This is a genomic window from Larkinella harenae, assembly GCF_054780515.1.
Window position 1 is genome coordinate 258,026 of record NZ_BAAGWE010000006.1, and the last position, 24,176, is coordinate 282,201.

Here is a 24,176-nt window from a genome sequence, read left to right on the forward strand (position 1 = left end):
AACCGTTTCCTCCGCGCTGGTTGCTACCGGACTGATGCCCTCCGGGTTGGTATTCAGCGCCGAGCCATTTCAAGCCCTATGGATACATCCGCCCCAAGCGAAGAGAAGTCAGACAAACTCGTCATCTACCAAATTTTTACCCGCTTATTCGGGAATCAGAACACGGCCAACAGACCCTGGGGGAGTCGGGATGAGAATGGCGTCGGAAAATTTAACGACATTACAGCCAAGGCGTTACAGGAATTGAAGAAGTTTGGCGTATCGTATGTCTGGTATACCGGCGTGATCGAACACGCTCTTATGACTGATTATTCCGCTTACGGGATTCGGAAAGATCATCCGTCGGTGGTGAAAGGCCGGGCGGGCTCGCCCTATGCCGTCAAGGATTATTACGATGTGAATCCGGATCTGGCCGTCGATGTGCCCAACCGCATGAAGGAGTTTGAGAATTTGGTGAAACGGTCACACTCCAACGACCTGAAAGTCATCATTGACTTCATTCCCAACCACGTCGCCCGGCAGTATTACTCGGATGCCAAACCGGCCACTGTGCAGGATTTGGGCGAAGGGGATGATACCACCCAGGCGTTTGATTCACAGAACAACTTTTATTACTTGCCCGGGCAGCCGTTTCAGGTTCCCGAGGGGGTCTTTACCCCGGAACCATTCAACACACCTTACGTTGAAAATCCGGCCAAAGCCACCGGCAGTGATGTGTTCAAAGCGCAGCCTCATCTCAACGACTGGTTCGAAACCATCAAACTCAATTACGGCGTCGATTACCTAAACAACCGGCAGACTCACTTCGACCCAATTCCGTCGACCTGGACCAAAATGCGGGATATTCTGCTGTTTTGGGCCGGCAAAGGCGTTGACGGTTTTCGGTGTGATATGGCCGAAATGGTGCCGGTTGAGTTCTGGGCCTGGGCCATTCCACAGGTAAAAGCCGCCAAGCCGGGCATTATTTTCATCGCCGAGATTTACAATCCGCAGCAATACCACAATTATATTTTTACCGGCAAATTTGATTACCTCTACGACAAAGTGGGTCTCTATGATGCCGTTCGGGAGCTGATGGAAGGGCGGGGTTCCGTAGAAAATATAACCCGGGTGTGGCAGCAGGAATCGGGTGATTATGCCAACCACATGCTGCGGTTTCTGGAAAACCACGACGAGCAACGCATTGCGTCCCGGTTTTTTGCGCATGATCCGTGGACAGCTGTGCCGGCCATGACGCTTTCGGCAACGCTGCATACCGGCCCCGTCATGATCTACTTTGGACAGGAAGTGGGCGTCAATCCGACGCAGGCCGAAGGGTTTCAGGGGGAAGACGGACGAACCACTATTTTCGATTATTGGGGCATTCCGGAGTTTCAGGCCTGGACGAACGGAAGTGACGGAAAAGCCGCCCGGTTTGACGGCGGCAAACTATCCGACAATCAGAAAAAGTTGCGGGAGTTTTATCAGCAGTTGAATCAATTGGTAGCCAAAAGCCCCGCCATTCGAACGGGCGGTTTTTACGACTTGCAATACGTAAACAATCACGGCCAGAGCCTGGGCTACGATGAGCACCGTCTATACAGCTACCTGCGGCATTCGGTTCGGCAAAAGCTGTTGATTGTCTGTAATTTTGATAAAGAGAAAACCGCCAGAACAACGGTTCGTATTCCAACGGAAGCCTGGAAAGCCATGCAGCTGGACGCGACAAAAAGCTACACGTTTACGGATATTTTTCGGACAAAAACCAAGCTGAAGGCTGCCGCCAACGCGGGCGTGCCGCTTGAGTTGCCACCGTTGAGTGTAGTGGTGCTGGAGATCAAATAAACGCCGTGTGGTATAAGAGGGTAAACGGTTTTTTGCTATTTTCACAGCCAAACCGTTTGCGCTTTTCGTAACCACCGTCGCTGAATGAAGAAATTGTTTACCTATCTGGTCGTTTTTTTACCATTTTCGTATTCGTTTGCCCAACCTGCAACGCCCGATTTTTCCCTCCGGCAGGTGAAAGTAGCCCCCGGCGCAACGCCGGCCGAAACCGCCGTGTTGATCAGTAAATCGTTTCAGGGAAGACCGTATGTGGCGCATACACTGGATGGTAACGAAACCGAGCAGCTGGTGGTGAATTTCAAAACGTTTGACTGCACTACCTTTCTGGAAACGACGCTGGCCTTGTCGTTGGCCCGTCATCAGCTGATCAGTTACACAGATTCGGCCCGGTTTGATCGCTTTTTTCGGGAAAATCTAACCAAAATCCGGTACCGGGGTGGACGCATCAACGGGTTTGCCAGTCGGCTGCACTACTTCTCCGAATGGCTGGTGGACAACGAGCAGAAGGGAATTTTGCAGGATGTAACGCGCACCATCGGCGGCATTCAAGTCTCCAAACCGGTGTCATACATGACCAAAAGTACCTGGAAATACCCCCAGCTTTCCGATCCAAAAAACCGTCAGCAGATTGCCCTCATTGAATCGGCTATCAGCCAGCAGAGTTTCTGGTTCATCCCCAAAAAGCAAATCCGGGAGGTGGAATGCGGTCTGAAAGAAGGTGACATTATTATGCTGACTGCTTCCCGTCCGGGTCTGGACATGAAGCACGTCGGTTTTGTTGTCTGGAAAACTGCCACCGATGGAACTCGCCGGGCCCATTTGCTGCACGCGTCTTCCCAGTACGGCGAGGTCATGATTTCGGAAGAACCCCTGGCGGAGTATGTGCAGTGGAACCGCCAGTTTTCAGGAATCCGGGTAGCTCGTTTACGGGAAAGCGCTCCGCAAAATCTGGCTTACAGCGAAGCCCTCCGGATCAACTGAAACGGGTTTTTTACTTTTTCGTGCCGTTTTTCCAGGATCAGCTGGGCTGCGGTTTCCCCCATTCTTTCGTGATCGGTAGAAAGAACCGCAATACCGTCGGCCAGTACTTCTTTGAGTGGGGTTTCGTTGAACGCCAGAACGCCAATATCCTGACCCAGTTGCAGTCCGCGCTGTTTGACCTGCCGAACCAACTCGACCAGATCGCCGTCTTCAAGTACGATGTAGGCCGTTCCGGGTTGCAACTGGCGGCCCGTCAGGGTGTCGAGCAGTTCAAACTCCTTCTGGTGGTGAACGCAAAAGTTGCGAAAGCCCCGGACAATTTCGCGCGGATAATACACTTCTTTCGGAAATACCAGCGTCAGCTGACGGTATTTTGCCAGCACATCCAGTCCTGATTCCAGCGCTTCGTAAATGTCGCGGTCGAACTGCTGATAAACCGTTGAGTAGGCACCCTGAAGTTCTGAAATATCACGATCCAGCAAAATGAGCTGGTTCGCCGGAATTTGTTCCAGCAACTTGACGACATTCACCTGTTCGGTTTCTTCGTAGAAATGGGGCATCACCACGTAATAATGGTACTGGCCCAGGTTTTCTTCCAGCAATTTCTTGAACCGCTGTGCACTGTGGTGGTGAATGCGCAAATCAACCACGGCATTCTGGCCCAGCGCATTCACCATCGAATAATAGATGATTTTTTTGTAAGCACTAAACTTGTTGATCAGCAACAGAACCCGCAGCTGGCCGGGGCCATCCCGACGAATGAAAAAACCTTTACCCTGCACGGCCTGAATAATACCTTCCTTTTTCAAGTAATTGTAGGCTTTTTCAACCGTATCGCGGGCCAGGTAATATTCTTCGCTCAATTCGTTAATCGATGGCAGTTGCTGGTCCTTTTTCAAGGTGCCAATTTCAATGCCATTAATCACTGCGTTGACGATTTGACGGTATTTGGGAACACTCGACTGCGACTCAATATGCAGATCAATCATGGGTACGGCTTAGGGAAATTTAGGGAATTTACTGAAATCGGGTTTGCGTTTCTCTAAGAACGAATCTTTGCCCTCTTTTGCTTCGTCCGATAGATAATATAATAAGGTGGCATCGCCGGCTAATTGTTGAATACCCGCCTGGCCGTCCAGCTCCGCATTGAAAGCGGCTTTCAGCATCCGGAGGGCAATAGGGCTTTTCTCCAGCATCTTACGACACCATTCCAGGGTTGCTTCTTCCAGTTGTTCCAGTGGTACTACTTTGTTGACCAGCCCCATGTCCAGGGCTTCTTTGGCGTCATACTGGTCACACAAAAACCAGATTTCGCGGGCTTTTTTCTGACCGACGATACGAGCCAGATAAGAGGCTCCAAAACCACCATCAAAGCTGCCGACCTTGGGACCTGTCTGACCGAAGCGGGCATTTTCGGCCGCGATGGTCAGGTCGCAGATAACGTGTAGCACGTGGCCACCGCCAATGGCCCAGCCGGCCACCATCGCCACCACGGGTTTGGGAATACGCCGGATCTGCATTTGCAGGTCCAACACGTTCAGGCGCGGCACCTGATCTTCGCCGACGTAACCGCCATGCCCCCGCACCGATTGGTCACCTCCGCTGCAAAAAGCCTTACCGCCTTCGCCGGTCAGAATGACCACGCCCACGCGATCGTCCTGCCGGGCCAGCTCCATCGCTTCGCTCATTTCCTTCACCGTCAGGGGCGTAAAGGCATTGTGTTTTTCGGGGCGATTGATGCTGATTTTAGCAACGCCCTCGTAATATTGAAACAAGATCTCGCGGTATTCTTTAATGGTTTCCCAGGGATAGTTGCTTTGCATGGTTAGCCGTCTAAAAAAAATGAATGAAACAAAAAGTATGCTTACACTTCCGAAAAATCGCTGTCGTGGTAGGTAACGTCCCAGGTGTGGTCGGCCATCATGCGGACGGTGGCAACGCAACGGCGGAACGGATTGACCCGTCCCCATTCGTGGGGAGCAATCATCGACAGCACATCGGTGCCGTCTTTTTTCTCGTAGAAGTAATACGTATGACCAACGATTGGCTCAAAACCCATTTGGGCGCCGTAAATCCGTTCTGAAATTTCAACCCGGTTGCGGATGGCAGTGGCCTGCTCGGCCAGTAATTGCATTTGCCGGTACAGTTGCGACAACTGGAGGTCGGTTTGTTCGCGCATCGCAACCACGGCCCGGCCTTTGATTTTGCCTTTGTCTTCCGGCTTGATTACGGCACTACCTACGGAATGTGCGTATTCCAGCAGCCCCGGATTAGTAGCTACTTTGTCAACCGAAATTGGATTTTCAAATTCTTCATTTTCCATAATCGTGTGGGCGGTTGTAGAATAGCAATCTTGTTAACACTACTATTAACAAAATCGGGGCAAAAGTAGCGTATTTTTGCGATTCAATCCGTACAACTCATGCGAATAGCCCCCGGATATTTACCCGCACCCCAAACCGATTACGAAGCCAAGGCCGTGGCATTTTGTCGGCAATGGCTTTCAGGACAGCCTTTTTTCGAGCTACACACGTCCGGTTCAACGGGTTTACCCAAATCCATTCAGCTCAGTCGCCGGCAGATGGCCGCCAGCGCCCGATTGACGGGGCAAACCTTCGGACTGCAAGCCGACGACCGGGCGCTGGCGTGTTTGAATGTAGAATACATTGCGGGGGTGATGATGCTGGTGCGCGGGTTGGAACTGGGCCTGGACTTGTTGGTGACTGAGCCCGGAGCAAATCCACTCCGAGTGTTTGACACCACCGAACGATTTGCGTTTGCGGCATTTGTGCCCTTGCAACTGCACACAATGCTCGATCATCCGGATCATTCGTTGCCGATTCTGAATGACATGAAAGCCATTCTGGTGGGAGGGGCCGCCGTGGACCAGGCACTGGCCGACCGGTTGCAACAGATCAAAGCGCCGGTGTACAGCACGTACGGCATGACCGAAACCGTTTCGCACATCGCGATTCGTCGGATGAACGGCGCTGAACGAACCTCGGTATTTCAGATATTGACGGGCGTCGAAATCGGGGTTGATGAACGCAACTGCCTGCATATCCGGGCCGCGGCTACTGATTTTGAAACCGTTCAGACCAACGATGTTGTCGAGGTGATTGATGAAACTCATTTCCGGCTGCTGGGTCGGGCCGACTCCATTATCAACAGCGGAGGGGTAAAAATACAGCCGGAACGGATCGAGGAAATCATTGCGGGCGTGCTGTCGCAGGAACAGCTGACCATGCGGTTTTTTATTTACGGCTTGCCTGATGCCCGACTCGGCCAACGCGTTACCTTGTTTCTGGAAACCCGGCATGACTGGCCTCTGCGCCTGGCCGAAACCGTTGACCGTGTAATTCGGCAAGAGCTGGGCGCGTACGCTGTTCCGAAGCAACGGATTTGCACACCGGCTTTTAGGGAAACCCCCACCGGTAAGGTCGATAAAAGGGCAATTGCCCATTCCTTCCAGACGCAGTAAAGTAATGTCTGGGCTAATAAACTATTTTGTTGACAGTGGCTAGATAGTCGTCTTTTTGAGACAACTATTTTATTTTCCTACCGATCGCAACGACCAGTGCAGGGGTTTTAACGCCTGTGCTGTACTTTTGCAAACCAGCTGATTTCACCTGTTCAAAACCGTTTTTCGCCCAGAATGTCTGATTCACTCTTCGATACCCTGGAAATTCGTTACCAGACGGCCTTAGTGGTTCCTCCGCCCTATGCGCATTTTTTTACGATTGTGCTGCGGTCCGTCGTGGATAAAAAAGTGCCCATCGAAATCACCATGACCTATACCGATCGGGAGGAAATGGAACTGGATGAAATTGTTGGCGAAGGCTTTACCGGTGACGATGATTACCACTGGTCGGGGTACTTACCGGCGGTCTGGCAGCAAACCCTTGAAAATCTGGTTCGTAAAACCCGGTTGAAACCGTTTGATGAAGACAAATTGAGTGACAATCAGGATTATTTTCTGGTGACGATCGAAACAAAAACCCAGGGCTCACAGTCGGGAGCGCCTTCTTTGCCTGCCGACTGGCAGTTTCTCAGCCAGGAGCTAATTCAGGCGGTCTATGAGGTATCGGGAAAGGAAAAACCGTTCGAGTTAACCTATGTTGACATCAACTCCGGCATTCGGTCCGAGGTTCAGTTGAAAGCTTCGTTCAGTCGGCGGGAAATTGGGCTGGAACTCCGAAAGAACAATCAGAACCGATCCGTCACGCTACCCTGGAAAGAGCTGAAAGCGATGATGGAAGTGGTTTATGGAGTTGAATACAACCGGGAAGAAGCGCTGCCGAATCTGCCTCGAAAAACCGGACAGTATGTAAATCTCGGTACGCCCGAATGGTACGAAGTTGGTACGTCGGTGATCGGGGAGGAAGAGGCTGTTGGAAAACTTCGTAAGCTGTTTACCCGCCTGATGCAGCCCTGAAATCAAGGATTGGTATCCTGAGTGATGGAAACGATCTGAGTAGTCATAATCAGTTCTACTGGCTGATTTTCTCGGGTCAGGAGGCTACCCAGCCGGTATTGGCCGGTTTTCATCGCATTCAACGGAATAACCGTCGAAAAACCACTTCCAAAATAGGTGCCCTGCGTTAGCAACCGGCGCCAGCCCGCTACTTTGGGTAGGGTACCCGTCAGGTATGTCATGTGCTGTTTTTCATCGTGCAGGACAATGAACAGATTGTCGCGCATGTGCTGCCGACGCAACGGAAAATCCTCAATGCCGATGAATAGCTGGGGCAGGTGGCTTTCTTCGTGAAGGAAATGCTGGGTCAGGAGCGGGAAAGACCGGAAATCACTCTGCTGAAGGGCGTTCTGCACCAGTTTGTCAACACCATCGAGGGGGTTTGGAGGAATCCAGTATCCTTTTTCATAGGCCGGCTCCAGAAAGTACAAACTCTTTTCTATGGAACTGAAATTACAAAGTTCGTCGCGATGCCGGGGCCAGTTATAGGTGTCGGCAACGTAACGGCTGTGTTTGTTAACAACCTCAGTGGTGTAAAAGAAATACGAATTGATATAAAAGAAACTGGCGAAGAGTGTAAAGGAAATCAATACGATTTTTCGCCCCCGGGGAAACCGGTTAAGCAGTAGTAAGTAAAAAAGAACAGCACTGAAAACTGCGTATATTTTAAAACGATTTTCCAGCAGAATTTCTGAGGTCGAACGAAAAAAAGCGATTAAGCCAATGGTTAAAAAAATAAAACAAAAATAGGCCAGTAATTCAGGATTAACGCGCGATTTCGTTCGATTTGATTGGAAAGAATTATACAGTCCGGTTACCAACGCCGGAATCACAACTAAACAGATTAGTGTCCCCCAAATAATTGATCCTTTAATGGCTACGGTTGGCCAGGTAGAAACAATTGCTCCGATTTTGGCGACAAAGGCACCGGGCAAGTAAAGCCAGTTAATACTACTGCTTACGCCACTGCCCGGCGTGTAATCCGATACATAAATTGCTACTGCTATAAACATGGATAAGCTCCATACGATCAGGGGTTTATAGCGCCGTTCGAGCAGAAGTAAAAAGATGCCCGTAGCAAAAACCATAATGCCGTTTCCGTGGGTGAATGTGGCCAGAAAAGCGAGTAATATAGCGAGGCTGATGGTCCAGATTGACGGTGTTTTTCGAAGTAGTACAATGCAAATACTGAGGATAAGCAGTAGGCTAATATGCTGAAGTCCGGTTAATGCCCAGATGCTGACCTCGTGGTATTGAGGTTGAAAAATGAACAGAGGAATGGGAAGGAAATAATAAAAAGGCGTTTTGGTTTGCCTGAATAAGCGGTAAATAAATAAAGTGATCAGGACCAGATTAAATAAACTGATCAGAATATAACTCTTGAAATTTAAATGGCCGCTTACAATAAAGTTGAGATAGCTAACTAGCCGGGGAAGAAAAATACGGTGGTCGTTTTCCGGGCGGAAAAAAGTATATAAGTTATGCTTCCAGCCGAGCCCCTTTTGTAGTTCTACAATCGCTAGTAAAAAACTATTGTCATCCTGAAAAGGAAAATTGACGGAATAAATGGATACATAATAAATGAAAAAGGCAACGACGAAAACGCTCAGGAAGCCGGTGAACCAGTTAAAAACAGCATGACCAGGTCGGCGAGCCAATTTTGGCTTACTGATTACCAGGCTGTCCTCAGGGTTGTGTAGATGGTTAATAGTAATTGTTGTCTAGTAATTAATCTTAAAACGTACTGGTGAGAAAGATATGTTATTTTTTTTGAATTCGATCGAGTTCATACCGCAAATCTTCCACCAAACTGCGGATTCCATCCAGTGAAGGGGGGGCTTCCGGCAACTGCTGACTGATGTAGGCCGTTACTTCCCACACTTCCAGTACGTCCCGAAGGGGAACCTCCCGGGTACCGACAGAAGTATATTCGGAGGAAAGCAGGAGCGTGCCCTTGCCCTTCACCTGATTGAAGACCCGGCGATTGACGATACCCTGGCCCTGAATAAGCAGAACGTAGGATTTTCCGTCCGCAATTTCGTACCAGTTGCGGATGAATTTTCCAATCAGGACTGCGCCAGGGTGAATAAACTCGTCCCCCGCGTCGAAGGCCCGGCAATGATCGGGAGGCAGCAAAGGCAGTTGTAGAATTGATAACCGGTTTAAAAAATCGGGTTGTTGATACCGTTGCAGGTACTCATTGAACTGGCGTTTTTGAACCCATTGAATACGGTTGGTCGATTCCGTCGGCGGGGAAGAAGGGTAGACGGGGTCTGGCGCAGCGGTTGTTCGGGAGTTTTCGTAGGTATTGTTGAACGAAAGAGGCTGCGAAGAAGGCGGGGAAGCGGCAATGGTCATGGGCGAAAATCCTTCCCGACGCGACACCGGTCGTGGCACAACCCGCTGGGCTACCAGCTTGATCTGGGGATGGTTTTCCAACGGTTTTTGAAAGCTGACCGCCGTCTTTGCCGTAGGGTGTTGGTAGTATTTGTCGAGAACTGCCGCCAGCGCCTTGGGAGCTGTTGCGGGGTTATCGGGTTCGGATAAATCCTTGGGCAGGGGCGAAGCCGGAAAATGGGTTGCAGCTGGTCGGTCTAAGGGCAGCGACAAATCGGGTGTTTCACGGATTTTTCGTAAATCACTTTTTAATAAATTGTCAACCGTGGTGTTGAACGCCCGGGCAATGGACATCAGGTTGTCCAGATTAGGATTGGCGCGGGCTTCTTCATAAGCCCCCAGCAGCGAGCGTTTGATGCCGATCCGTCGAGCAAATTGTTCCTGGGTCAATCCATTCAGCCGACGTAGGTATTTGATATTGTTGCTGACAATACTCATGAGAAAGTGTTTTGACAAAAATATTAGTATTTCGGTATTATTATTCTACTTTTCGTGAAAACGTACGCAGGTATGAACAAGGACGACATAGACAAGCCCCGAATCCGGGAATTGTTCGAGGCACAGCTTCAACAGGCTCCTCATCTGGCTTTAACGAACGCGGCAGAGCGCATTGGCAAACTAAAAAAGATCCAGCACTATTTGCTGACAAACCGTTCAGGATTGATTGCGGCACTTAAAGCCGATTTCCGGAAGCCCGATGTCGAAACGGAACTGACGGAAACATTCGCGACCAATAACGAACTGAATACGGCGATCGCCAACCTGAAACAGTGGATGAAACCCCATTCGGTAGCGGCTCCTCTGACGATGTTGGGCACTTCCAGCTTTATTCGGTACGAACCCAAGGGGGTTAGCCTGATTATTTCGCCCTGGAATTACCCGTTTTATTTGGCCATCAAACCGCTGGTATCGGCCATCGCGGCTGGCAACACGGCTATTATAAAACCGTCGGAGATTTCACCAGCAACGTCCGGCTTTATCCGGGAGATGGTACAAAGGCTCTTTTCGGACGAAGAAGTGGCGGTTTTGGAGGGCGACGCAACGCTGGCTCAATATTTATTGGAACTTCCGTTTGATCATATTTTCTTTACCGGCAGTACCGAAGTGGGCAAAATCGTGATGGCGGCAGCCGCCCGGCATTTGAGTTCGGTTACGCTGGAACTGGGTGGCAAGTCGCCCTGTCTGATCGATGAAACGGCGGATGTCGAAACCGCAGCCCGCCGAATTGCCTGGGGAAAATGGATCAACAATGGGCAAACCTGCGTTGCGCCGGATTTTATTATGGTGCAGCGTTCGGTTATGGACCGGTTCAAAAAAGCCATCCGGGATGCGGTTCGGGAGATGTACGATGGGGAAGGGAAGGGCGTCCAAGCTTCCGAAAGTTACGCCCGCCTTATTAACGACCGGCATTTCCAGCGGCTTAAAGGGCTGCTCGACGATGCGTTGGCGAAAGGAGCTAACGTGGCGATGGGGGGAACGATGGCTCCGGAGGACCGGTTTATGGAACCCACGCTGGTCGAGAACGTGACGGTTAAAATGCGGCTGATGCAGGAAGAAATTTTTGGGCCGTTGCTGCCCGTCATTCCGTACGATACGCGGGAAGAAGTAATTCGCTTTCTGACGAGCCGGGCCAAGCCGCTGGCGTTGTACATTTTCAGCCGGAAAGAGTCGGCGATCCGGTTTTGGCTGGAGCGTACAACGGCCGGAAATACCGTAATCAATGATACCGTCATTCATTTTGCCCATACGGAGTTGCCAGTGGGCGGAGTCAACCAGAGCGGAATCGGAAAGTCGAACGGTTTTTACGGGTTTCAGGAATTTTCCAACGCCAGGGGAATTGTCAAACGGCAATTTGGGGCATCCAGTTTCCTGTATCCGCCGTATTCTAACAAAATAATGCGAATAATCAATCTTGCCCTGAAGTACATTTAAACGTTTGGGCTATTTATTGGGTCAAGTAGTAAGAATACCTATATTAGCGCCACGTTTTACTCAACAAAAGCAATGATCAATACTTCTCCGCTTGAACCTGAACCTCGGGTTACTTATCCGGGAACGATCAACGATGAGATGGGGAATTCCGGAGACCGCTCCGGTATCCCTATAATTTTTATCCACAAAAATTATAGTCCTTATCTGGAGTTTACGCTGAGACAGGCGGTTTTTTCCAATCCAAGGAGTCCTATTCATTTGTTGGGTGATACTCAGAATGACCGCTTCCCGTTTTTGAGCCACCATCTCATTACGGATTACTTGAACGAAGAAAGCGACCAGTTTACCAAGGTCTACCAACACAGTTCACCGAATCATTATGATTATGAGTTGTTTTGTTTTGTTCGGTGGTACCTGGTGAAAGAGTTGATGAAGCGGGAAGGGTACAGCCGGGTTTTTGTGGCTGATTCGGACGTCATGATTTATACGGATATTACAACGTACATTAATCATACAGGCTTGGATAATAACCTGGCTGCTTTTAATGTTGGCGCTGATTATCAGTGGGTTCGCTCAGCGTCGGGGCACTCGTCCTACTGGAGTTGGGAGGGAATTAACCGGTTTTGTCAGGTGGCAATCGGTCTGTATACGGATCCGCGCTTGATGAAGTTTATGGAGCAGATTCGGGCCGAAAAGATCATTAAAAGCGACCGGGCCGGCGTCTCCGACATGACTGCTTTGTACGTTTTTTACGAAGAAGAACCGGATCGCATTCGCAATTTATCCGAGTGCCGGAACGGGGCAGCTTTCGATCACAATATTTGTATGGCAACCAATTATAACCTGGATGAGTACGAGTTTGGGTTGGGCCGGAAAAAGATTGTAATGAAGGAGGGCTATCCGGTTGCGTATAATGTATTATTAAAGCAGAAAATTAAACTTAATACGCTTCATTTTCAGGGGAATAGCAAAAATATCGTGCACCGCTATTTTACCGGACACGGCCTGTTGGCCAGCAAGATTTACCGGGAGCTCCGTTTTCAGGCATCGGTAATGTATCACATGGTTAAATCCTGATCAATATTCGTTGTAAGGAAGGTTGACGGTGTCGCGCCAGTACGTGGTTACGTCGCCAATCATCTGGATTAATTCATTGAACTGAATGGGTTTTACCAGGTACGAATTGGCACCCATCCGGTAAGCTTTTTCAACTTCCTGACGCGAAGACGTTAGAATTAATACCGGGATGTTTTTGAGCTGATTATCAGACCGAATGGCGTGGAGTGTTTCCAAACCGTTGCGGAGCGGCATGTTAATGTCCATAATAACCAGCGAAGGAAGCGGATTGATCGCATCCGGACCGATGCAATTTTGTAGATACTCCATTACCTGATCGCCATCTTCGACAAATCGTCCGCAGTCGAATAAGCCATTTTGCATAAAGGCTTCATCAAGCAACAGCCGATCCTCTTCATCATCTTCGGCAACTAGTATGGTAAACGGTCGGTTAGGCAACATACAATGAATTAATGGTGCTGGACAGAACCTCTATAACGAGAATTGAAGGTAGTAGTTTTCTGGTTTAATGCCAACTTGTGCATTCATAATATTATCCAGGAACGCATTGTTGCCCGGTTTTTCATACCTTGCCCAGGAAAATAGTTCGATTGATTTTGCTAGATTATGCGCCTTTGGTTTCCCGCTTTTTTGTTGATTGTATACACTGGAACAGCTCAAACGCTTCCCGTTCTCGATCAAAACCCACCTCGTTTGCATTGGTATCAACTGCGCACTCCGCATTTCCGAATTCTTTATCCGGCGGGTTTCGACCAGCCCGCGCAACAAACCGCCCGGCGTTTGGAACAGGTTTACGAACCCGTTAGCGCTTCCCTCCACAAAAAGCCACGTCGTCTGTCCGTTGTTTTGCAAAACCAGACCATGCTCAGCAACGGATTTGTGACCATGCTGCCCCGGCGGTCGGAGTTCTTTGCCGCTCCCCCGCAGGACCCTTTTTTAACCGGTAACCTGGACTGGCTCGACATGCTGGCTATTCACGAATTTCGCCATGTGGTCCAGTACGAAAAAGCATTACAGGGCTTTACCGGAGTGGCTTACACGTTGTTTGGCAACACGGCCTTGTCGGCCATGGCGGTGGGAGTACCCGACTGGTTTTGGGAGGGCGATGCCGTCGGAACGGAGTCGGCACTTACCCTGGGCGGACGCGGTCGAATTCCGAATTTTGACCTGGGGTTGCGGGCGAACTGGCTGGCCGGAAAACGGTTCAATTACCCCAAGGCGGTGGCCGGATCGTACCGTGACAATGTACCCAATCATTACGTGTTAGGTTATTTTATGTCTACCCACCTGAAGCGGGCCTACGGCACCGATGCGTGGAGCAATGTCCTAAACCGCTACTTTCGATTCCCTCTTTATCCATTTGCCTTCTCCAATGGTGTTCGAAAAACAACGCAATATCCAATTGAAGAGCTGTATCGCCGTTCGATGAACGATATTGGTGAAGTTTGGGACAAACAACAAAAAGGACTCCAACTGACCGAAGCGGTTACTTTTCCGACACGAGCCTCCGAAACCGTTTTTACCAATTATCAGTACCCCCAATACGTGTCCGATCAGGAAGTGATTGCGGTCAAATCCGGCCTGGGCGATATTGTTCAGATCGTCCGGTTGGACCGTAACGGGCGCGAGAAAACGGTTTTTGTGCCTGGCTTGTTCAATAACCCGGAAATGCTTTTGGTCGCTGGCGGAAAAATTTGCTGGACCGAATTCCGCTACGATGTACGGTTCAGCCAGAAAATTAATTCTGAGATTAAGGTGTTTGACCTCAAAACCCAGAAAATTCAACGACTTACTCCCAACAGCCGTTACGCGGTTGCTTCGCTGTCACCGGATGGTTCGCAGCTGGTGGCGGTTCGCAATGATGAGGCTTTCCAGACCCGGCTGGTGATTCTGGATGCGCAAACGGGGCAGGAACGACGGGTACTCGACAATCCGGAAAATGATTTTTATGTACAACCCCGCTGGCAGTCGGACAACCGGACCCTCGTCGCGGTGGTGAAAAAGAAAGGCGGTAAAACCATTCAGCTCATTGATGCAGAAACGGGGCATCGCCGGGATTTGATGCCGTTGACCGATCAGAACATTAGCCACCCGTTGCCCTGGAAAGATTTTGTCTTTTATAATTCCCCCCAGTCTGGCATCGATAACATCTACGCGTTGAACACCGTATCGGGGCAACAATTTCAGGTGACGTCCCGATCGCTGGGGGCTTACCACGCAACGGTTTCTGTCGACGGCAACAAGCTGGCTTTTCACGATTTTCGGGCCAGTGGGTACCGCATTGCCGAAATGCCGCTTAACCCATCGACCTGGCGGCCGGTGCGGTCGGTTCCGGATGGGCTGGTGCGGTATTTTGGTCCGCTAGTTGGGCAGGAAAAGGGAAGTAAAGCGGTGCGTGCTGCGCTGGCTGATACCGTTGACCGTACCACCGATTTTCCGAAAAACCGGTATCATCGTCTGCTGAATGCCATTAATATTTACAGCTGGGGGCCGGTCGTTAATTCCGACGGCCAGAGTGGTACGATTGGCGTTCGATCTCAGGACTTGCTGAGTACCACCCAGATCGATGTGGGCATAGGGTACGATCAAACCGAACGCACTATCAACTATTTCGGTAATCTTAGTTACCAGGGACTGTTTCCCATTTTGGATGTCAGTTTTCAACGGGGTAAGCGTTCGACGTCCGTTTATATTGATCAACAAGGGCCGCTTGATTCGTTACGGAGTGATTCCTGGAATTACAATCAGCTGACGGCGGGCTTCCGGGTCCCGTTGCAGCTGACCCGTTCAAAATACCTGCAAAGTGCATTGCTGTCGGCCTACTACGGTTTCCAACAGGTGACCGGGTACGATTTGCCCGTTCGACCCATTACGGAAATAGGCCGATCGGGGGCACTTCATTACCTATCCTACGGGTTCGCGTATTCCCGGACTTTGAAACAAAGCAAACGGGATGTCGGGCCGCGTTGGGGGCAGGCGGTTTCGGCAGTCTGGCGGACCACTCCCTTTGGCGGTCGTTTGAACGGCGAGGTCTGGGGCGTACAAGGCAGTTTGTTTTTTCCGGGCTTGGGCAAACACCATTCGCTACAGCTGCGGGCGGGCTATCAGCAGCAGATGGCGGGAAATTACCGGTTTGCTCCAACGGTTTTTTTTCCGCGTGGGCAGCCCTACATCAGCTACAATCAATTGATGGTGGGCAGTGCCGAATACCGTTTGCCGCTGCTTAATCCGCACTGGACGCTTGGGCGATGGCTGTACATTCAGCGGGTGAAAGCGGCCGGGTTTTACGATTTCGCGCAGGGAGAAAGGGAGGTGCGGGTCAATGGACAGTCGTGGGTACAGTTTGATCAATACCACACGGCGGGGCTGGATGTGTCGTTTGTCTTTAATGTGATGCGGCTTCGTACACCCTTTGAAGTAGGGGTTCGGACGCTTTATAATTTCCAGACTCGCCAACCGCTCGTGCAGCCATTGGTGATCGGACTCGGGTTTTGATGGCCGGTAAGGGTATGGTATCCTGCCCTTACCGGCTAAGCTCCGGGCTTAGTTATACACTTCTTTCCGGGCCGCTTTCAGCGTGTTTTGCATCAGGGAGCAGATGGTCATCAGGCCAACGCCACCCGGCACCGGCGTGATGAAACTCGTTTTGGGAGCCACTTCGTCAAATTTGACGTCACCTTTCAGCGCAAAGCCGCTTTTCTTCGTGGAGTCGGCTACGCGTTCCAGACCAACATCAATCACCACGGCTCCTTCTTTGACCATCTCCGCGGTGATAAATTCGGGGCGACCTAAGGCGGCAATCAAAATGTCGGCCGAGCGGCAGATTTCGGGCAGATTTTGGGTCCGGCTATGGGTCAGTGTCACCGTGCAATTGCCGGGATTGGTGTTGCGCTGCATCAGAATACTCATCGGCAAGCCCACAATCTGGCTTCGCCCTACCACGACGCAATGCTTTCCGGCAGTTTCGATATCGTAGCGTTTAAGCATTTCCAGAATACCCTGTGGAGTGGCGGAAATGTAGGCGGGTAACCCTTTGGCCATTCGGCCAATATTGATAGGATGAAAACCGTCGACATCCTTGGCCGGATCAATGGTTTCCATCACTTTATCGGCCGAAATATGGGCGGGCAGGGGCAGCTGCACAATCAAACCGTCCATGTCCGGGTTGTTGTTGACATCCTGGACCGCCTGAATCAGTTCTTCTTCAGTCACTGAATCGTCAAAACGGATGAGCGTGGAGGTCATGCCGACTTCTTCGCAGCTTTTCATTTTGCTGGCAACGTAGGTTTCACTGCGTCCTGCTGTTCCAACCAGAATGGCGACCAGGTGCGGAATCTTGCCGTCTTGTGCTTTGATTTGGGCGACCTCAGCCGCCAGTTCCTGCTTGATTTGTTGGGAGAGGAGTTTTCCGTCGAGAAGTTGCATGCTCAATTTCGATAAAAAAGCAAAGGTAGCGGATTTGTTCAGACGAAATACCTCGATTTTAGACCATATTCTAATTCAGGCTGGTTTTTTACCATAAAATTTAGTATACTTGTAAAAACCGCATTGTAGGCCTACCTGATTTGCTCTGAAAACGTTTTATTAATGAAGTTTTATCGATTGATATTTTTATGGATCAACCTCCTGCTGATGGGATGGGTGCTTGGCTTATGGGCTGGGTCGTCCGTTCGTTCAGATCAGGCGCTGGTCCTGAAGGTAGCCACTATCGATACCCCGTCGGCTTATGACAACACGGAGCATCTTTCAGATGATTTAACGGATTCATTCGTTAACGAAGCCATCGTGGCCCCGACGGTTTCGCACCAGATTCCGCTTTATTTTTTTGCGATTATCCCCACGGTTTGGGTGTTGATGAAACGTGCCAAGTTGCTTCAACCCTACCGCATACCGTTTTACTTCTTCTCGTACTTCCGCCGTATTTTTGGGCACCACATTGCAATCAACGCCCCTTGACCTGGCTTCCTGATCAGCTTACCGTAACAACCTGCTGATTCCTTTGGAGATATTCCCAAAGGAAGGTTCGTTCCTATTGGGCGTGGGTCGATTAACGACTCACCGTCTGCTATTTCTGCATTGATTCCAATCCGTCAAGTTGGCTGGATTGGATAACTATATACTTAATGATTTTCACACTATGGTAAAGAAACGCATACAAAGAGCTAAGAATTCTGCCGTTTTTCGGGAGACGAAAGAAGTTTTTTTAATCATTCTGGGGGTGCTGTGCGCCGGAATGGGGCTAAAGGGATTCTTATTACCCAACGGTTTTCTGGACGGCGGGGTGATCGGTATTTCGCTGTTGTTACAATTAAAAACCGGCATTGACCTGGCTATTTTGGTCGTTATTGTAAACATCCCCTTCATCTGGATGGGTTTCCGACAGGTTTCTTGGGCATTCGCGCTTAAAACCGCCGTAGGAATTGGATTACTGGCGCTCTGTCTGGCCTTTATTCCGTACCCTATGGTCACCACCGATAAGCTGCTGATTGCCGTTTTTGGCGGGTTTTTCCTGGGAGCTGGTATTGGGCTGGCCATGCGGGGTGGCGGTGTGCTCGACGGAACGGAGGTACTGGCCATTTACATTAGCCGCCGGTCGTTTTTGTCGGTAGGGGATGTGATCATGATCATCAACGTTCTGATTTTTGGATCGGCTGCTATTTTCATCAACATGGAAACCGCACTGTATGCGATGTTGACGTATCTGGCGGCTTCCAAAACCGTCGACTTTATTATTCACGGTATTGAGGAATACATTGCAGTCATGATCGTGTCGGATCGGCACGAAGATATTCGTCAGCTAATCACGGAAGAACTAGGACGTGGCGTAACGGTTTTGAAAGGAGAAAAAGGATTTGGCAAGCGGGGGATGCGGGAAAACGACGTGAATATCCTGTATGCCGTTGTAACTCGTCTGGAAATCACTCGTTTAAAAGATAAAATCGGAGAGGTAGATGAAAAAGCTTTTCTGATCGAGCACAGTATTGCCGATGTAAAAGGCGGGATGATTAAAGCCCGCCCGTTGCATTAGATGAAATCAGTTGGTCCGCCAGCCGCGACAATCCCGTCGTGGCTGGCTCCGGAATGAACGTCAGGTTTTTACGCGGACGTATATCCGGTACTGCGGGATCAACGACGTAGATCGGGGTGCCCGGACGCGCAAAATCAATCAGCCCCGCTGCGGGGTACACGGCCATTGATGTGCCTACAATAATCAGAATTTCGGCCTGGTACACAATTTCAACGGCGGTGTCCATCATCGGAACGGCCTCACCAAACCAGACAATGTGGGGCCGTAATTGCGACCCCTTTTCGCAACGATCTCCCCGTTTCAATTCCCAGCCGGAAATGTCGTACACCAGATTCTCGTCGCGTGTGCTGCGCGACTTGAATAACTCGCCGTGCAGATGAACCACCTTCGACGATCCGGCTTTTTCGTGCAGGTTGTCGACGTTCTGGGTAATGATCGTTACGTCAAAATACCGTTCCAGGTGTTTCAGCGCCAAATGCCCGGCATTGGGTCGGGCGTCGAGTGCCTGTTTACGACGCTGGTTATAAAATTCCAGCACCAGATCCGGGTTCCGGGCCCAGGCTTCGGGCGTGGCCACCTCTTCAACGCGGTAGTTTTCCCACAAACCGTTGGAATCCCGGAAGGTCCGTAACCCACTTTCGGCGCTGATGCCCGCTCCCGACAGAACGACAATTTTTTTCATAGGGATCTAGCGTAGAAAAACCACCCGCCGTCGACGGGTGGTTTTTATGTATAAACGGTTTTAAACGACGAACTAAACGGTTACTTCTTTTTGGCAACGGTTTTCTTGGCTGCTGCGGGCCGGGAAGCGGGTGCTTTGGTCGCTGCTTTTTTGGCTTTGGGCTTTTCTTCGGTTCCCGTATCGCCCGCCAGTTTCAGGCAGTCTTCTAGCGTCAGAGAAGCCGGTTCAACATCCTTCGGAATTTTGACGTTTCGCTTGCCAATGGAAATATACGGACCATACATACCGTTGACCACTTTGACCGACGGATTTTCGGGAAACTCCTTGATGTATTTATTGCTCTCCGTCTGCCGTTTCTGCTGAATCAACTCGATGGCCCGGGCCAGCGTCAGCCCCGCCGGGGTTTCGCCTTTGGGCAGCGAAATGTATTTGTCGTCGTGCTTGACGTACGGTCCGAAACGACCTTTACCGGTGGTAACCAGCTTGCCTTCAAACTCACCAATGGATTCACTGATGTTCTCCGCCCGTTTCTGCTGAATCAGCTCGATGGCTCTTTCGGCCGAAACCGTATATGGATCATCTTCTTTGGTCAATGAAACATATTTGTCATCGTGTTTGACGTACGGGCCAAATTTACCAATGCCGATGATCATGGGCTTGTCCTCAAAGAAACCAACCTCACGCGGCAGAGAGAACAGATCAAGCGCTTCTTCGAGCGTAATAGACTCAATCAGCTGCTCCTTTTTCAAATTGGCAAACAACGGTTTCTCTTCGTCCGTGGCTTCGCCGATCTGCACGTAAGCTCCGTACCGGCCAAGCCGGGCGGACACTTTTTTGCCCGAACGCGGATCGAGGCCCAGATCGCGGCTCCCTGGTTTGGCCCCGGTCAGGGCGGCTCCCTGAACGGTTTCTACATTGCGGTGAAAATCGCCGTAAAAATTCTGGATCATGTCCTGCCAGCCCATTTTTCCGCTGGCAATTTCATCGAATTCTTTCTCAACATTCGCCGTAAACTTATAATCGACAATGCCTTCAAAATATTCCACCAGAAAGTCGTTGACCACCAGTCCCATATTGGTCGGAAAGAGTTTCGCTTTCTCCGAGCCGTAGTTTTCCTTACCGGTTTTCTCCTGAATTTCCCCTTTTTTCAGGGTCAGCTCTTTAAACTCCCGCTCTTTGCCAGGACGGTCCTCTTTGACGACGTACTGTCGCTTAATGATGGTCGAAATAGTAGGAGCGTAAGTTGACGGTCGGCCAATGCCCATTTCTTCCAGCTTCTTGACCAGACTCGCTTCCGTATAACGCGGGGCGGGGCGACTGAACTTTTGGGTGGCTTTCATCTGGTCCAGGTTCAGCGTTTGCCCAATCGCCAACGGCGGCAGCATGCCTTTGCTTTCCTCATCTTCATCGTCGGTCGATTCCATGTATACCTTCAAAAAACCGTCGAATTTGATAACTTCACCCTGCGCAATCAGCTCCTCCGGCGTGGTGGAAATACCGATGGTAGCGGTGGTTCGCTCCAGTTGTGCATCCGCCATTTGAGACGCAATCGACCGTTTCCAGATCAGGTCGTAGAGCCGTTGCTCGTTGCGATCGCTACCGGCGGCTTTTACCGAAAAGTCGGTGGGCCGAATGGCTTCGTGCGCTTCCTGCGCTGATTCTGACTTGGTTTTGTATTGACGGGTATGGACGTATTTTTCGCCAAATTCGGTAGTGATCGAGTACTTGGCTTTGTCAATGGCTTCCTGCGACAGATTCGTCGAGTCAGTCCGCATGTACGAAATCTTACCACTTTCGTACAGTTTCTGAGCCAGCGTCATGGTTTGAGAAACCGAAAACGACAGTTTGCGGGAAGCTTCCTGTTGTAAGGTAGAGGTCGTAAAAGGCGGTGCCGGTGATTTTTTCGCGGGTTTGGTTTCCAGATTTTTGATCGTGAAGATGGCCGTCCGGCATTTTTCCAGAAAAGCACGGGCATCTTCGAGAGTGGCGAAGTTTTTCGGCAATTCGGCGTTCAGCACTTTCCCGTTGTCGACGATGAACTGTGCCGTTACTTTGTAGCTGGATTTTGTGTTGTGGCCATCCACTTCCCGTTCGCGTTCCACAATGAGCCGCACTGCTACCGATTGGACCCGTCCGGCCGATAGGGCCATCGAACTGCCCGATTTAATTTTTTTCCACAAAACCGGCGATAACTCAAAACCGACCAGCCGGTCGAGAACGCGACGGGCCTGCTGAGCATTCACCAGATCGATATCGATCTGGCGGGGCGACTGGATGGCGTTCTGGATGGCTTTCTTGGTGATTTCGTGAAAAACAATCCGTTTGGTGTTGTCTTTCAGACCCAGAGCCTCTTTCAGGTGCCACGAAATGGCTTCTCCTTCGCGATCGTCGTCCGTGGCCAGCCAGATTTCTTCCGCTTCCTTGGCCAATTTTTTCAATTCGCTGATAACCTGTCGTTTATCAGGAGAAACCTCGTAAACCGGACGAAAGCCATTCGGGATGTCAATGGCCATATCATCTTTTGGCAAGTCCCGGACGTGACCATAGCTCGATTTCACGACGAAATCTTTACCCAGATACCCTTCAATGGTCCTCGCCTTCGCGGGTGATTCCACGATAACCAGGTTTTTTGACATATGAATTCAGGTTGAAAGTTAAAAATGTGCCGATATCGGCTCTCACGTCTCGTGCCAAATATAGAAGCAAAAGACATAATACTTACAAATACCGTAGCTGGAAAAGATGGTTCGGTGGGTGATATTATCATTGTATTAACGGTTTTGAGGGGGTAATCGTTCCGAAAAAATAGGTAATAATGAAGGGACCTCAATTTATTGATTTTTGCTAAAATCCCTCCTGAGTCAGCGTAGGTTAGGTATTTTTTCTGCGGAAATATAGCATCCGCCAGCAGCGATAGAATGCCCAGTTTGAGCACGAAGTGAAATAATTTATGACGTAAAAGAAACTTTCTGTATTATGAACCCATAAATGCCTAATGGTGAGCCGGGAAACTGGTCGGAACTACCTCATTCCAATTGTTTTTGATCCATTGCTTCAATACAATGATACTTTTGATGATGTGGGTTGTGCTGGCGTCTGGCTGCCTGGCCTATGGTTTATTGTTTTACAAGTTTCTTATTCAATGGCGGCTCATTGATGCTTCCGAACCGGTCAAAGGGAGTGACCTTATTTTAGTAGGTCTTTGCTGGCTGGTCCTGCTGGTGCAATTGGCTTCGATTTTTTGTCCGGCGAACTACTACCTGGCATTGATCTGGTTGGCCGGTGCGGCCCTGGTGGCTATCCGGTCGTCCTCCCTGATGGGAACCTACATTCGGCGGTTTTCCGGTCAACAGCAACAAATTCCGGTTTTCTGGCTGATTGTTACGGTGGTGGTGGTGTATTCGACGCTGGAGCCCGCTAACGTCGACAGTGGACTCTACCATTTGCCTTCCATTCGCTGGTACGAGCGCTTCAGGGTCATACCTGGTTTGGGAAATCTGCACGGAAGGCTGGCGTTCAATTCCAGTTTTTTCGTAACCTCGGCGGTATTCGGGTTGACGGATGTTGTTGGGCAAACGCTATTTCCGCTGAACGGGTTTGTGTATCTGGTAGTTTGCTGGCGGTTGCTAGGGCAAATGCGGGTGGCATCATCTCCTCGGTTTTTGGCTTTGATTCTTCTGGTATTGCTTCTATTTTACCACATACGTCAGGTTTTCTCGCCCACACCGGATCTTTGGGCAACGCTGTTACCAATAACCGTTTTTATGATTTGGTTGGATCTCAAACCGTTTTTTTCCCTCCGACACGTTCTGTTGTTCATGCTGATTTGTCTGTGTGTGACGGTTAAATTGGCAACCATTCCAATTGCACTCTGTTTACTACCGCTGGGCAGGCGGGTTTGGCAACAACTGGGTAGTCGCTACTGGCTTATGCTAGGCGGCTTTGGCTTCGTAATGGTGGTGCCCTGGCTGGTTCGGACCACGATTCTTTCGGGTTACCTGTTGTATCCGTATCCAGACCTCGATCTTTTTTCGTTTGACTGGAAAATCCCTGTTGAGCGGGTCCGTTTTGAGAAGGACTTTGTTGCTTTCTGGGCTAAATTCCGAATCCTGGAGCCGTATTTTGATCGGAGTCTTCTGCAAACACCAGCCTGGGAATGGATTCCGGCCTGGTGGCAGCATAAAGAATATTATTTCCTCAACAAACCTACCTGGCTGCTGGCGGTGCTTTCCCCACTGATTGTTATCTCCCATTTGAGGCAACCGGCTCGTCGACAGCGGTTTTTGCCTTATTCGCTGCCGTACCTGGTTGCGCTGATTGGTTTTCTATTCTGGTTTTTGTCGGCTCCCGAATTTCGCTTCGGTTACGCTTATATCTGGATGTCGGCTTTTTTACCCTTACTGCCGTTTGCTCCTCCGAAAACCACTTCCTGGAAACTTATGCCGTGGAGCAACGGCATTCTGGTTATGCTCCTTTGCATCCTGTTTGGTTACTACGGTTATACTTATCTTTGGAAAGAGAAATTTCCGCTACAGAAGCGGTTGGTGCTGCCTCAGCCATTGAGTTACCGAAATCGGGGGAGTGAAGGGCAGATGTTCAATCAAAACCGTACCCGAAGCGGGTTGACGGTGCTAATTCCCACGCACGGACCGTTGGTGCAGAGCTGTTATGATCAGGAACGACCCTGCTCGCCCTATTTCTATCCCGACCTTGAATTGCGCGGAGCCACAGTGGCGGACGGTTTTCGCAGTTCACTACACCAGACAAAGTAATCTGTATTC

19 protein-coding genes are annotated in these 24,176 nt (G+C 50.1%); 10 read left to right on the plus strand and 9 right to left on the minus strand.

All coding sequences use genetic code 11. The annotated features are described in order from the left end of the window. Positions 1-78 precede the first annotated feature (78 nt). Together ACYVH9_RS24760 and ACYVH9_RS24765 are read left to right on the plus strand one after the other, a co-directional pair. A complete protein-coding gene (locus tag ACYVH9_RS24760; RefSeq protein WP_460639108.1) occupies positions 79-1,824 on the plus strand; it encodes an alpha-amylase family protein in 1,746 nt (581 codons plus the stop codon). 84 nt (positions 1,825-1,908) lie between these two features. Further along, positions 1,909-2,805 carry an N-acetylmuramoyl-L-alanine amidase-like domain-containing protein gene (locus tag ACYVH9_RS24765; protein WP_460639109.1) on the plus strand — a complete coding sequence of 299 codons (897 nt, stop codon included), beginning with the start codon at positions 1,909-1,911 and terminating at the stop codon, positions 2,803-2,805. Here ACYVH9_RS24765 and ACYVH9_RS24770 read toward each other — a convergent pair. The 3 genes from ACYVH9_RS24770 to ACYVH9_RS24780 are packed head-to-tail and all read right to left on the minus strand — an operon-like array spanning position 2,778 to position 5,128. Next, positions 2,778-3,794 carry a GntR family transcriptional regulator gene (locus ACYVH9_RS24770; RefSeq protein ID WP_460639110.1) on the minus strand — a complete coding sequence of 339 codons (1,017 nt, stop codon included), beginning with the start codon at positions 3,792-3,794 and terminating at the stop codon, positions 2,778-2,780. The genes ACYVH9_RS24765 and ACYVH9_RS24770 overlap by 28 nt on opposite strands. Before the next feature lie 9 nt (positions 3,795-3,803). Further along, complete coding sequence (gene menB / locus ACYVH9_RS24775) at positions 3,804-4,628, minus strand: 1,4-dihydroxy-2-naphthoyl-CoA synthase (RefSeq protein ID WP_460639111.1); 825 nt, start codon at positions 4,626-4,628, stop codon at positions 3,804-3,806. Positions 4,629-4,669: 41 nt separating this feature from the next. After that, on the minus strand, positions 4,670-5,128 hold the full coding sequence (locus tag ACYVH9_RS24780; RefSeq protein ID WP_460639112.1) for a DUF2452 domain-containing protein: 459 nt from the start codon (positions 5,126-5,128) through the stop codon (positions 4,670-4,672). Between the two features lie 99 nt (positions 5,129-5,227). On the opposite strand from ACYVH9_RS24780, the gene ACYVH9_RS24785 reads away from it, so the two are divergent. Beyond that, complete coding sequence (locus tag ACYVH9_RS24785; protein ID WP_460639113.1) at positions 5,228-6,286, plus strand: AMP-binding protein; 1,059 nt, start codon at positions 5,228-5,230, stop codon at positions 6,284-6,286. 174 nt (positions 6,287-6,460) lie between these two features. After that, complete coding sequence (locus ACYVH9_RS24790) at positions 6,461-7,240, plus strand: hypothetical protein (RefSeq protein ID WP_460639114.1); 780 nt, start codon at positions 6,461-6,463, stop codon at positions 7,238-7,240. Positions 7,241-7,242: 2 nt separating this feature from the next. Here the strand turns inward: ACYVH9_RS24790 and ACYVH9_RS24795 are convergent, their stop codons facing one another. Next, positions 7,243-8,937 carry a hypothetical protein gene (locus tag ACYVH9_RS24795; RefSeq protein ID WP_460639115.1) on the minus strand — a complete coding sequence of 565 codons (1,695 nt, stop codon included), beginning with the start codon at positions 8,935-8,937 and terminating at the stop codon, positions 7,243-7,245. Between the two features lie 103 nt (positions 8,938-9,040). Further along, positions 9,041-10,114, minus strand: coding sequence for a helix-turn-helix transcriptional regulator (locus tag ACYVH9_RS24800; protein ID WP_460639116.1), 1,074 nt, complete (start codon positions 10,112-10,114; stop codon positions 9,041-9,043). Between the two features lie 54 nt (positions 10,115-10,168). Here ACYVH9_RS24800 and ACYVH9_RS24805 point away from each other — a divergent pair, with 54 nt between their 5' ends. Both ACYVH9_RS24805 and ACYVH9_RS24810 read left to right on the plus strand, forming a co-directional pair. Further along, positions 10,169-11,608 (plus strand): aldehyde dehydrogenase family protein, encoded by a 1,440-nt coding sequence (locus ACYVH9_RS24805; RefSeq protein ID WP_460639117.1) that lies wholly within the window; start codon positions 10,169-10,171, stop codon positions 11,606-11,608. A 72-nt stretch (positions 11,609-11,680) separates the two neighbouring features. After that, complete coding sequence (locus tag ACYVH9_RS24810) at positions 11,681-12,685, plus strand: hypothetical protein (RefSeq protein ID WP_460639118.1); 1,005 nt, start codon at positions 11,681-11,683, stop codon at positions 12,683-12,685. On the opposite strand, the gene ACYVH9_RS24815 is transcribed toward ACYVH9_RS24810, so the two are convergent. After that, the gene (locus ACYVH9_RS24815; protein WP_460639119.1) at positions 12,686-13,126 is read right to left on the minus strand and encodes a response regulator; all 441 of its coding nucleotides are present in this window, start codon (positions 13,124-13,126) and stop codon (positions 12,686-12,688) included. A 252-nt stretch (positions 13,127-13,378) separates the two neighbouring features. On the opposite strand from ACYVH9_RS24815, the gene ACYVH9_RS24820 reads away from it, so the two are divergent. Beyond that, a complete protein-coding gene (locus ACYVH9_RS24820) occupies positions 13,379-16,180 on the plus strand; it encodes a hypothetical protein (RefSeq protein WP_460639120.1) in 2,802 nt (933 codons plus the stop codon). 48 nt (positions 16,181-16,228) lie between these two features. Here the strand turns inward: ACYVH9_RS24820 and ACYVH9_RS24825 are convergent, their stop codons facing one another. After that, positions 16,229-17,110 carry a bifunctional 5,10-methylenetetrahydrofolate dehydrogenase/5,10-methenyltetrahydrofolate cyclohydrolase gene (locus tag ACYVH9_RS24825; RefSeq protein WP_460639121.1) on the minus strand — a complete coding sequence of 294 codons (882 nt, stop codon included), beginning with the start codon at positions 17,108-17,110 and terminating at the stop codon, positions 16,229-16,231. A gap of 162 nt (positions 17,111-17,272) precedes the next feature. Between ACYVH9_RS24825 and ACYVH9_RS24830 the strand changes: the two genes are divergently transcribed. Next, entirely contained in the window at positions 17,273-17,641 is a 369-nt protein-coding gene (locus tag ACYVH9_RS24830; protein ID WP_460639122.1) for a hypothetical protein, read from the plus strand. A 181-nt stretch (positions 17,642-17,822) separates the two neighbouring features. After that, positions 17,823-18,713, plus strand: a complete 891-nt coding sequence (locus tag ACYVH9_RS24835; RefSeq protein ID WP_460639123.1) for a YitT family protein — start codon at positions 17,823-17,825, stop codon at positions 18,711-18,713. Here the strand turns inward: ACYVH9_RS24835 and ACYVH9_RS24840 are convergent. Then, positions 18,691-19,395, minus strand: coding sequence for an SIR2 family NAD-dependent protein deacylase (locus ACYVH9_RS24840; RefSeq protein ID WP_460639124.1), 705 nt, complete (start codon positions 19,393-19,395; stop codon positions 18,691-18,693). The genes ACYVH9_RS24835 and ACYVH9_RS24840 overlap by 23 nt on opposite strands. 80 nt (positions 19,396-19,475) lie before the next feature. After that, complete coding sequence (gene topA / locus ACYVH9_RS24845; RefSeq protein WP_460639125.1) at positions 19,476-22,031, minus strand: type I DNA topoisomerase; 2,556 nt, start codon at positions 22,029-22,031, stop codon at positions 19,476-19,478. A 426-nt stretch (positions 22,032-22,457) separates the two neighbouring features. Here topA and ACYVH9_RS24850 point away from each other — a divergent pair, with 426 nt between their 5' ends. Next, a complete protein-coding gene (locus tag ACYVH9_RS24850; RefSeq protein ID WP_460639126.1) occupies positions 22,458-24,167 on the plus strand; it encodes an LIC_10190 family membrane protein in 1,710 nt (569 codons plus the stop codon). Positions 24,168-24,176: the final 9 nt, after the last annotated feature.

Excerpts from the sequence above, each read along its gene's own strand:
- ACYVH9_RS24760 (WP_460639108.1), top strand. The coding sequence starts at position 79 with ATGGATACATCCGCCCCAAGCGAAGAGAAGTCAGACAAACTCGTCATC.
- ACYVH9_RS24765 (WP_460639109.1), top strand. The coding sequence starts at position 1,909 with ATGAAGAAATTGTTTACCTATCTGGTCGTTTTTTTACCATTTTCGTAT.
- ACYVH9_RS24770 (WP_460639110.1), bottom strand. The coding sequence starts at position 3,794 with ATGATTGATCTGCATATTGAGTCGCAGTCGAGTGTTCCCAAATACCGT.
- menB (WP_460639111.1), bottom strand. The coding sequence starts at position 4,628 with ATGCAAAGCAACTATCCCTGGGAAACCATTAAAGAATACCGCGAGATC.
- ACYVH9_RS24780 (WP_460639112.1), bottom strand. The coding sequence starts at position 5,128 with ATGGAAAATGAAGAATTTGAAAATCCAATTTCGGTTGACAAAGTAGCT.
- ACYVH9_RS24785 (WP_460639113.1), top strand. The coding sequence starts at position 5,228 with ATGCGAATAGCCCCCGGATATTTACCCGCACCCCAAACCGATTACGAA.
- ACYVH9_RS24790 (WP_460639114.1), top strand. The coding sequence starts at position 6,461 with ATGTCTGATTCACTCTTCGATACCCTGGAAATTCGTTACCAGACGGCC.
- ACYVH9_RS24800 (WP_460639116.1), bottom strand. The coding sequence starts at position 10,114 with ATGAGTATTGTCAGCAACAATATCAAATACCTACGTCGGCTGAATGGA.
- ACYVH9_RS24810 (WP_460639118.1), top strand. The coding sequence starts at position 11,681 with ATGATCAATACTTCTCCGCTTGAACCTGAACCTCGGGTTACTTATCCG.
- ACYVH9_RS24815 (WP_460639119.1), bottom strand. The coding sequence starts at position 13,126 with ATGTTGCCTAACCGACCGTTTACCATACTAGTTGCCGAAGATGATGAA.
- ACYVH9_RS24825 (WP_460639121.1), bottom strand. The coding sequence starts at position 17,110 with ATGCAACTTCTCGACGGAAAACTCCTCTCCCAACAAATCAAGCAGGAA.
- ACYVH9_RS24830 (WP_460639122.1), top strand. The coding sequence starts at position 17,273 with ATGAAGTTTTATCGATTGATATTTTTATGGATCAACCTCCTGCTGATG.
- ACYVH9_RS24835 (WP_460639123.1), top strand. The coding sequence starts at position 17,823 with ATGGTAAAGAAACGCATACAAAGAGCTAAGAATTCTGCCGTTTTTCGG.
- ACYVH9_RS24840 (WP_460639124.1), bottom strand. The coding sequence starts at position 19,395 with ATGAAAAAAATTGTCGTTCTGTCGGGAGCGGGCATCAGCGCCGAAAGT.
- topA (WP_460639125.1), bottom strand. The coding sequence starts at position 22,031 with ATGTCAAAAAACCTGGTTATCGTGGAATCACCCGCGAAGGCGAGGACC.
- ACYVH9_RS24850 (WP_460639126.1), top strand. The coding sequence starts at position 22,458 with ATGATACTTTTGATGATGTGGGTTGTGCTGGCGTCTGGCTGCCTGGCC.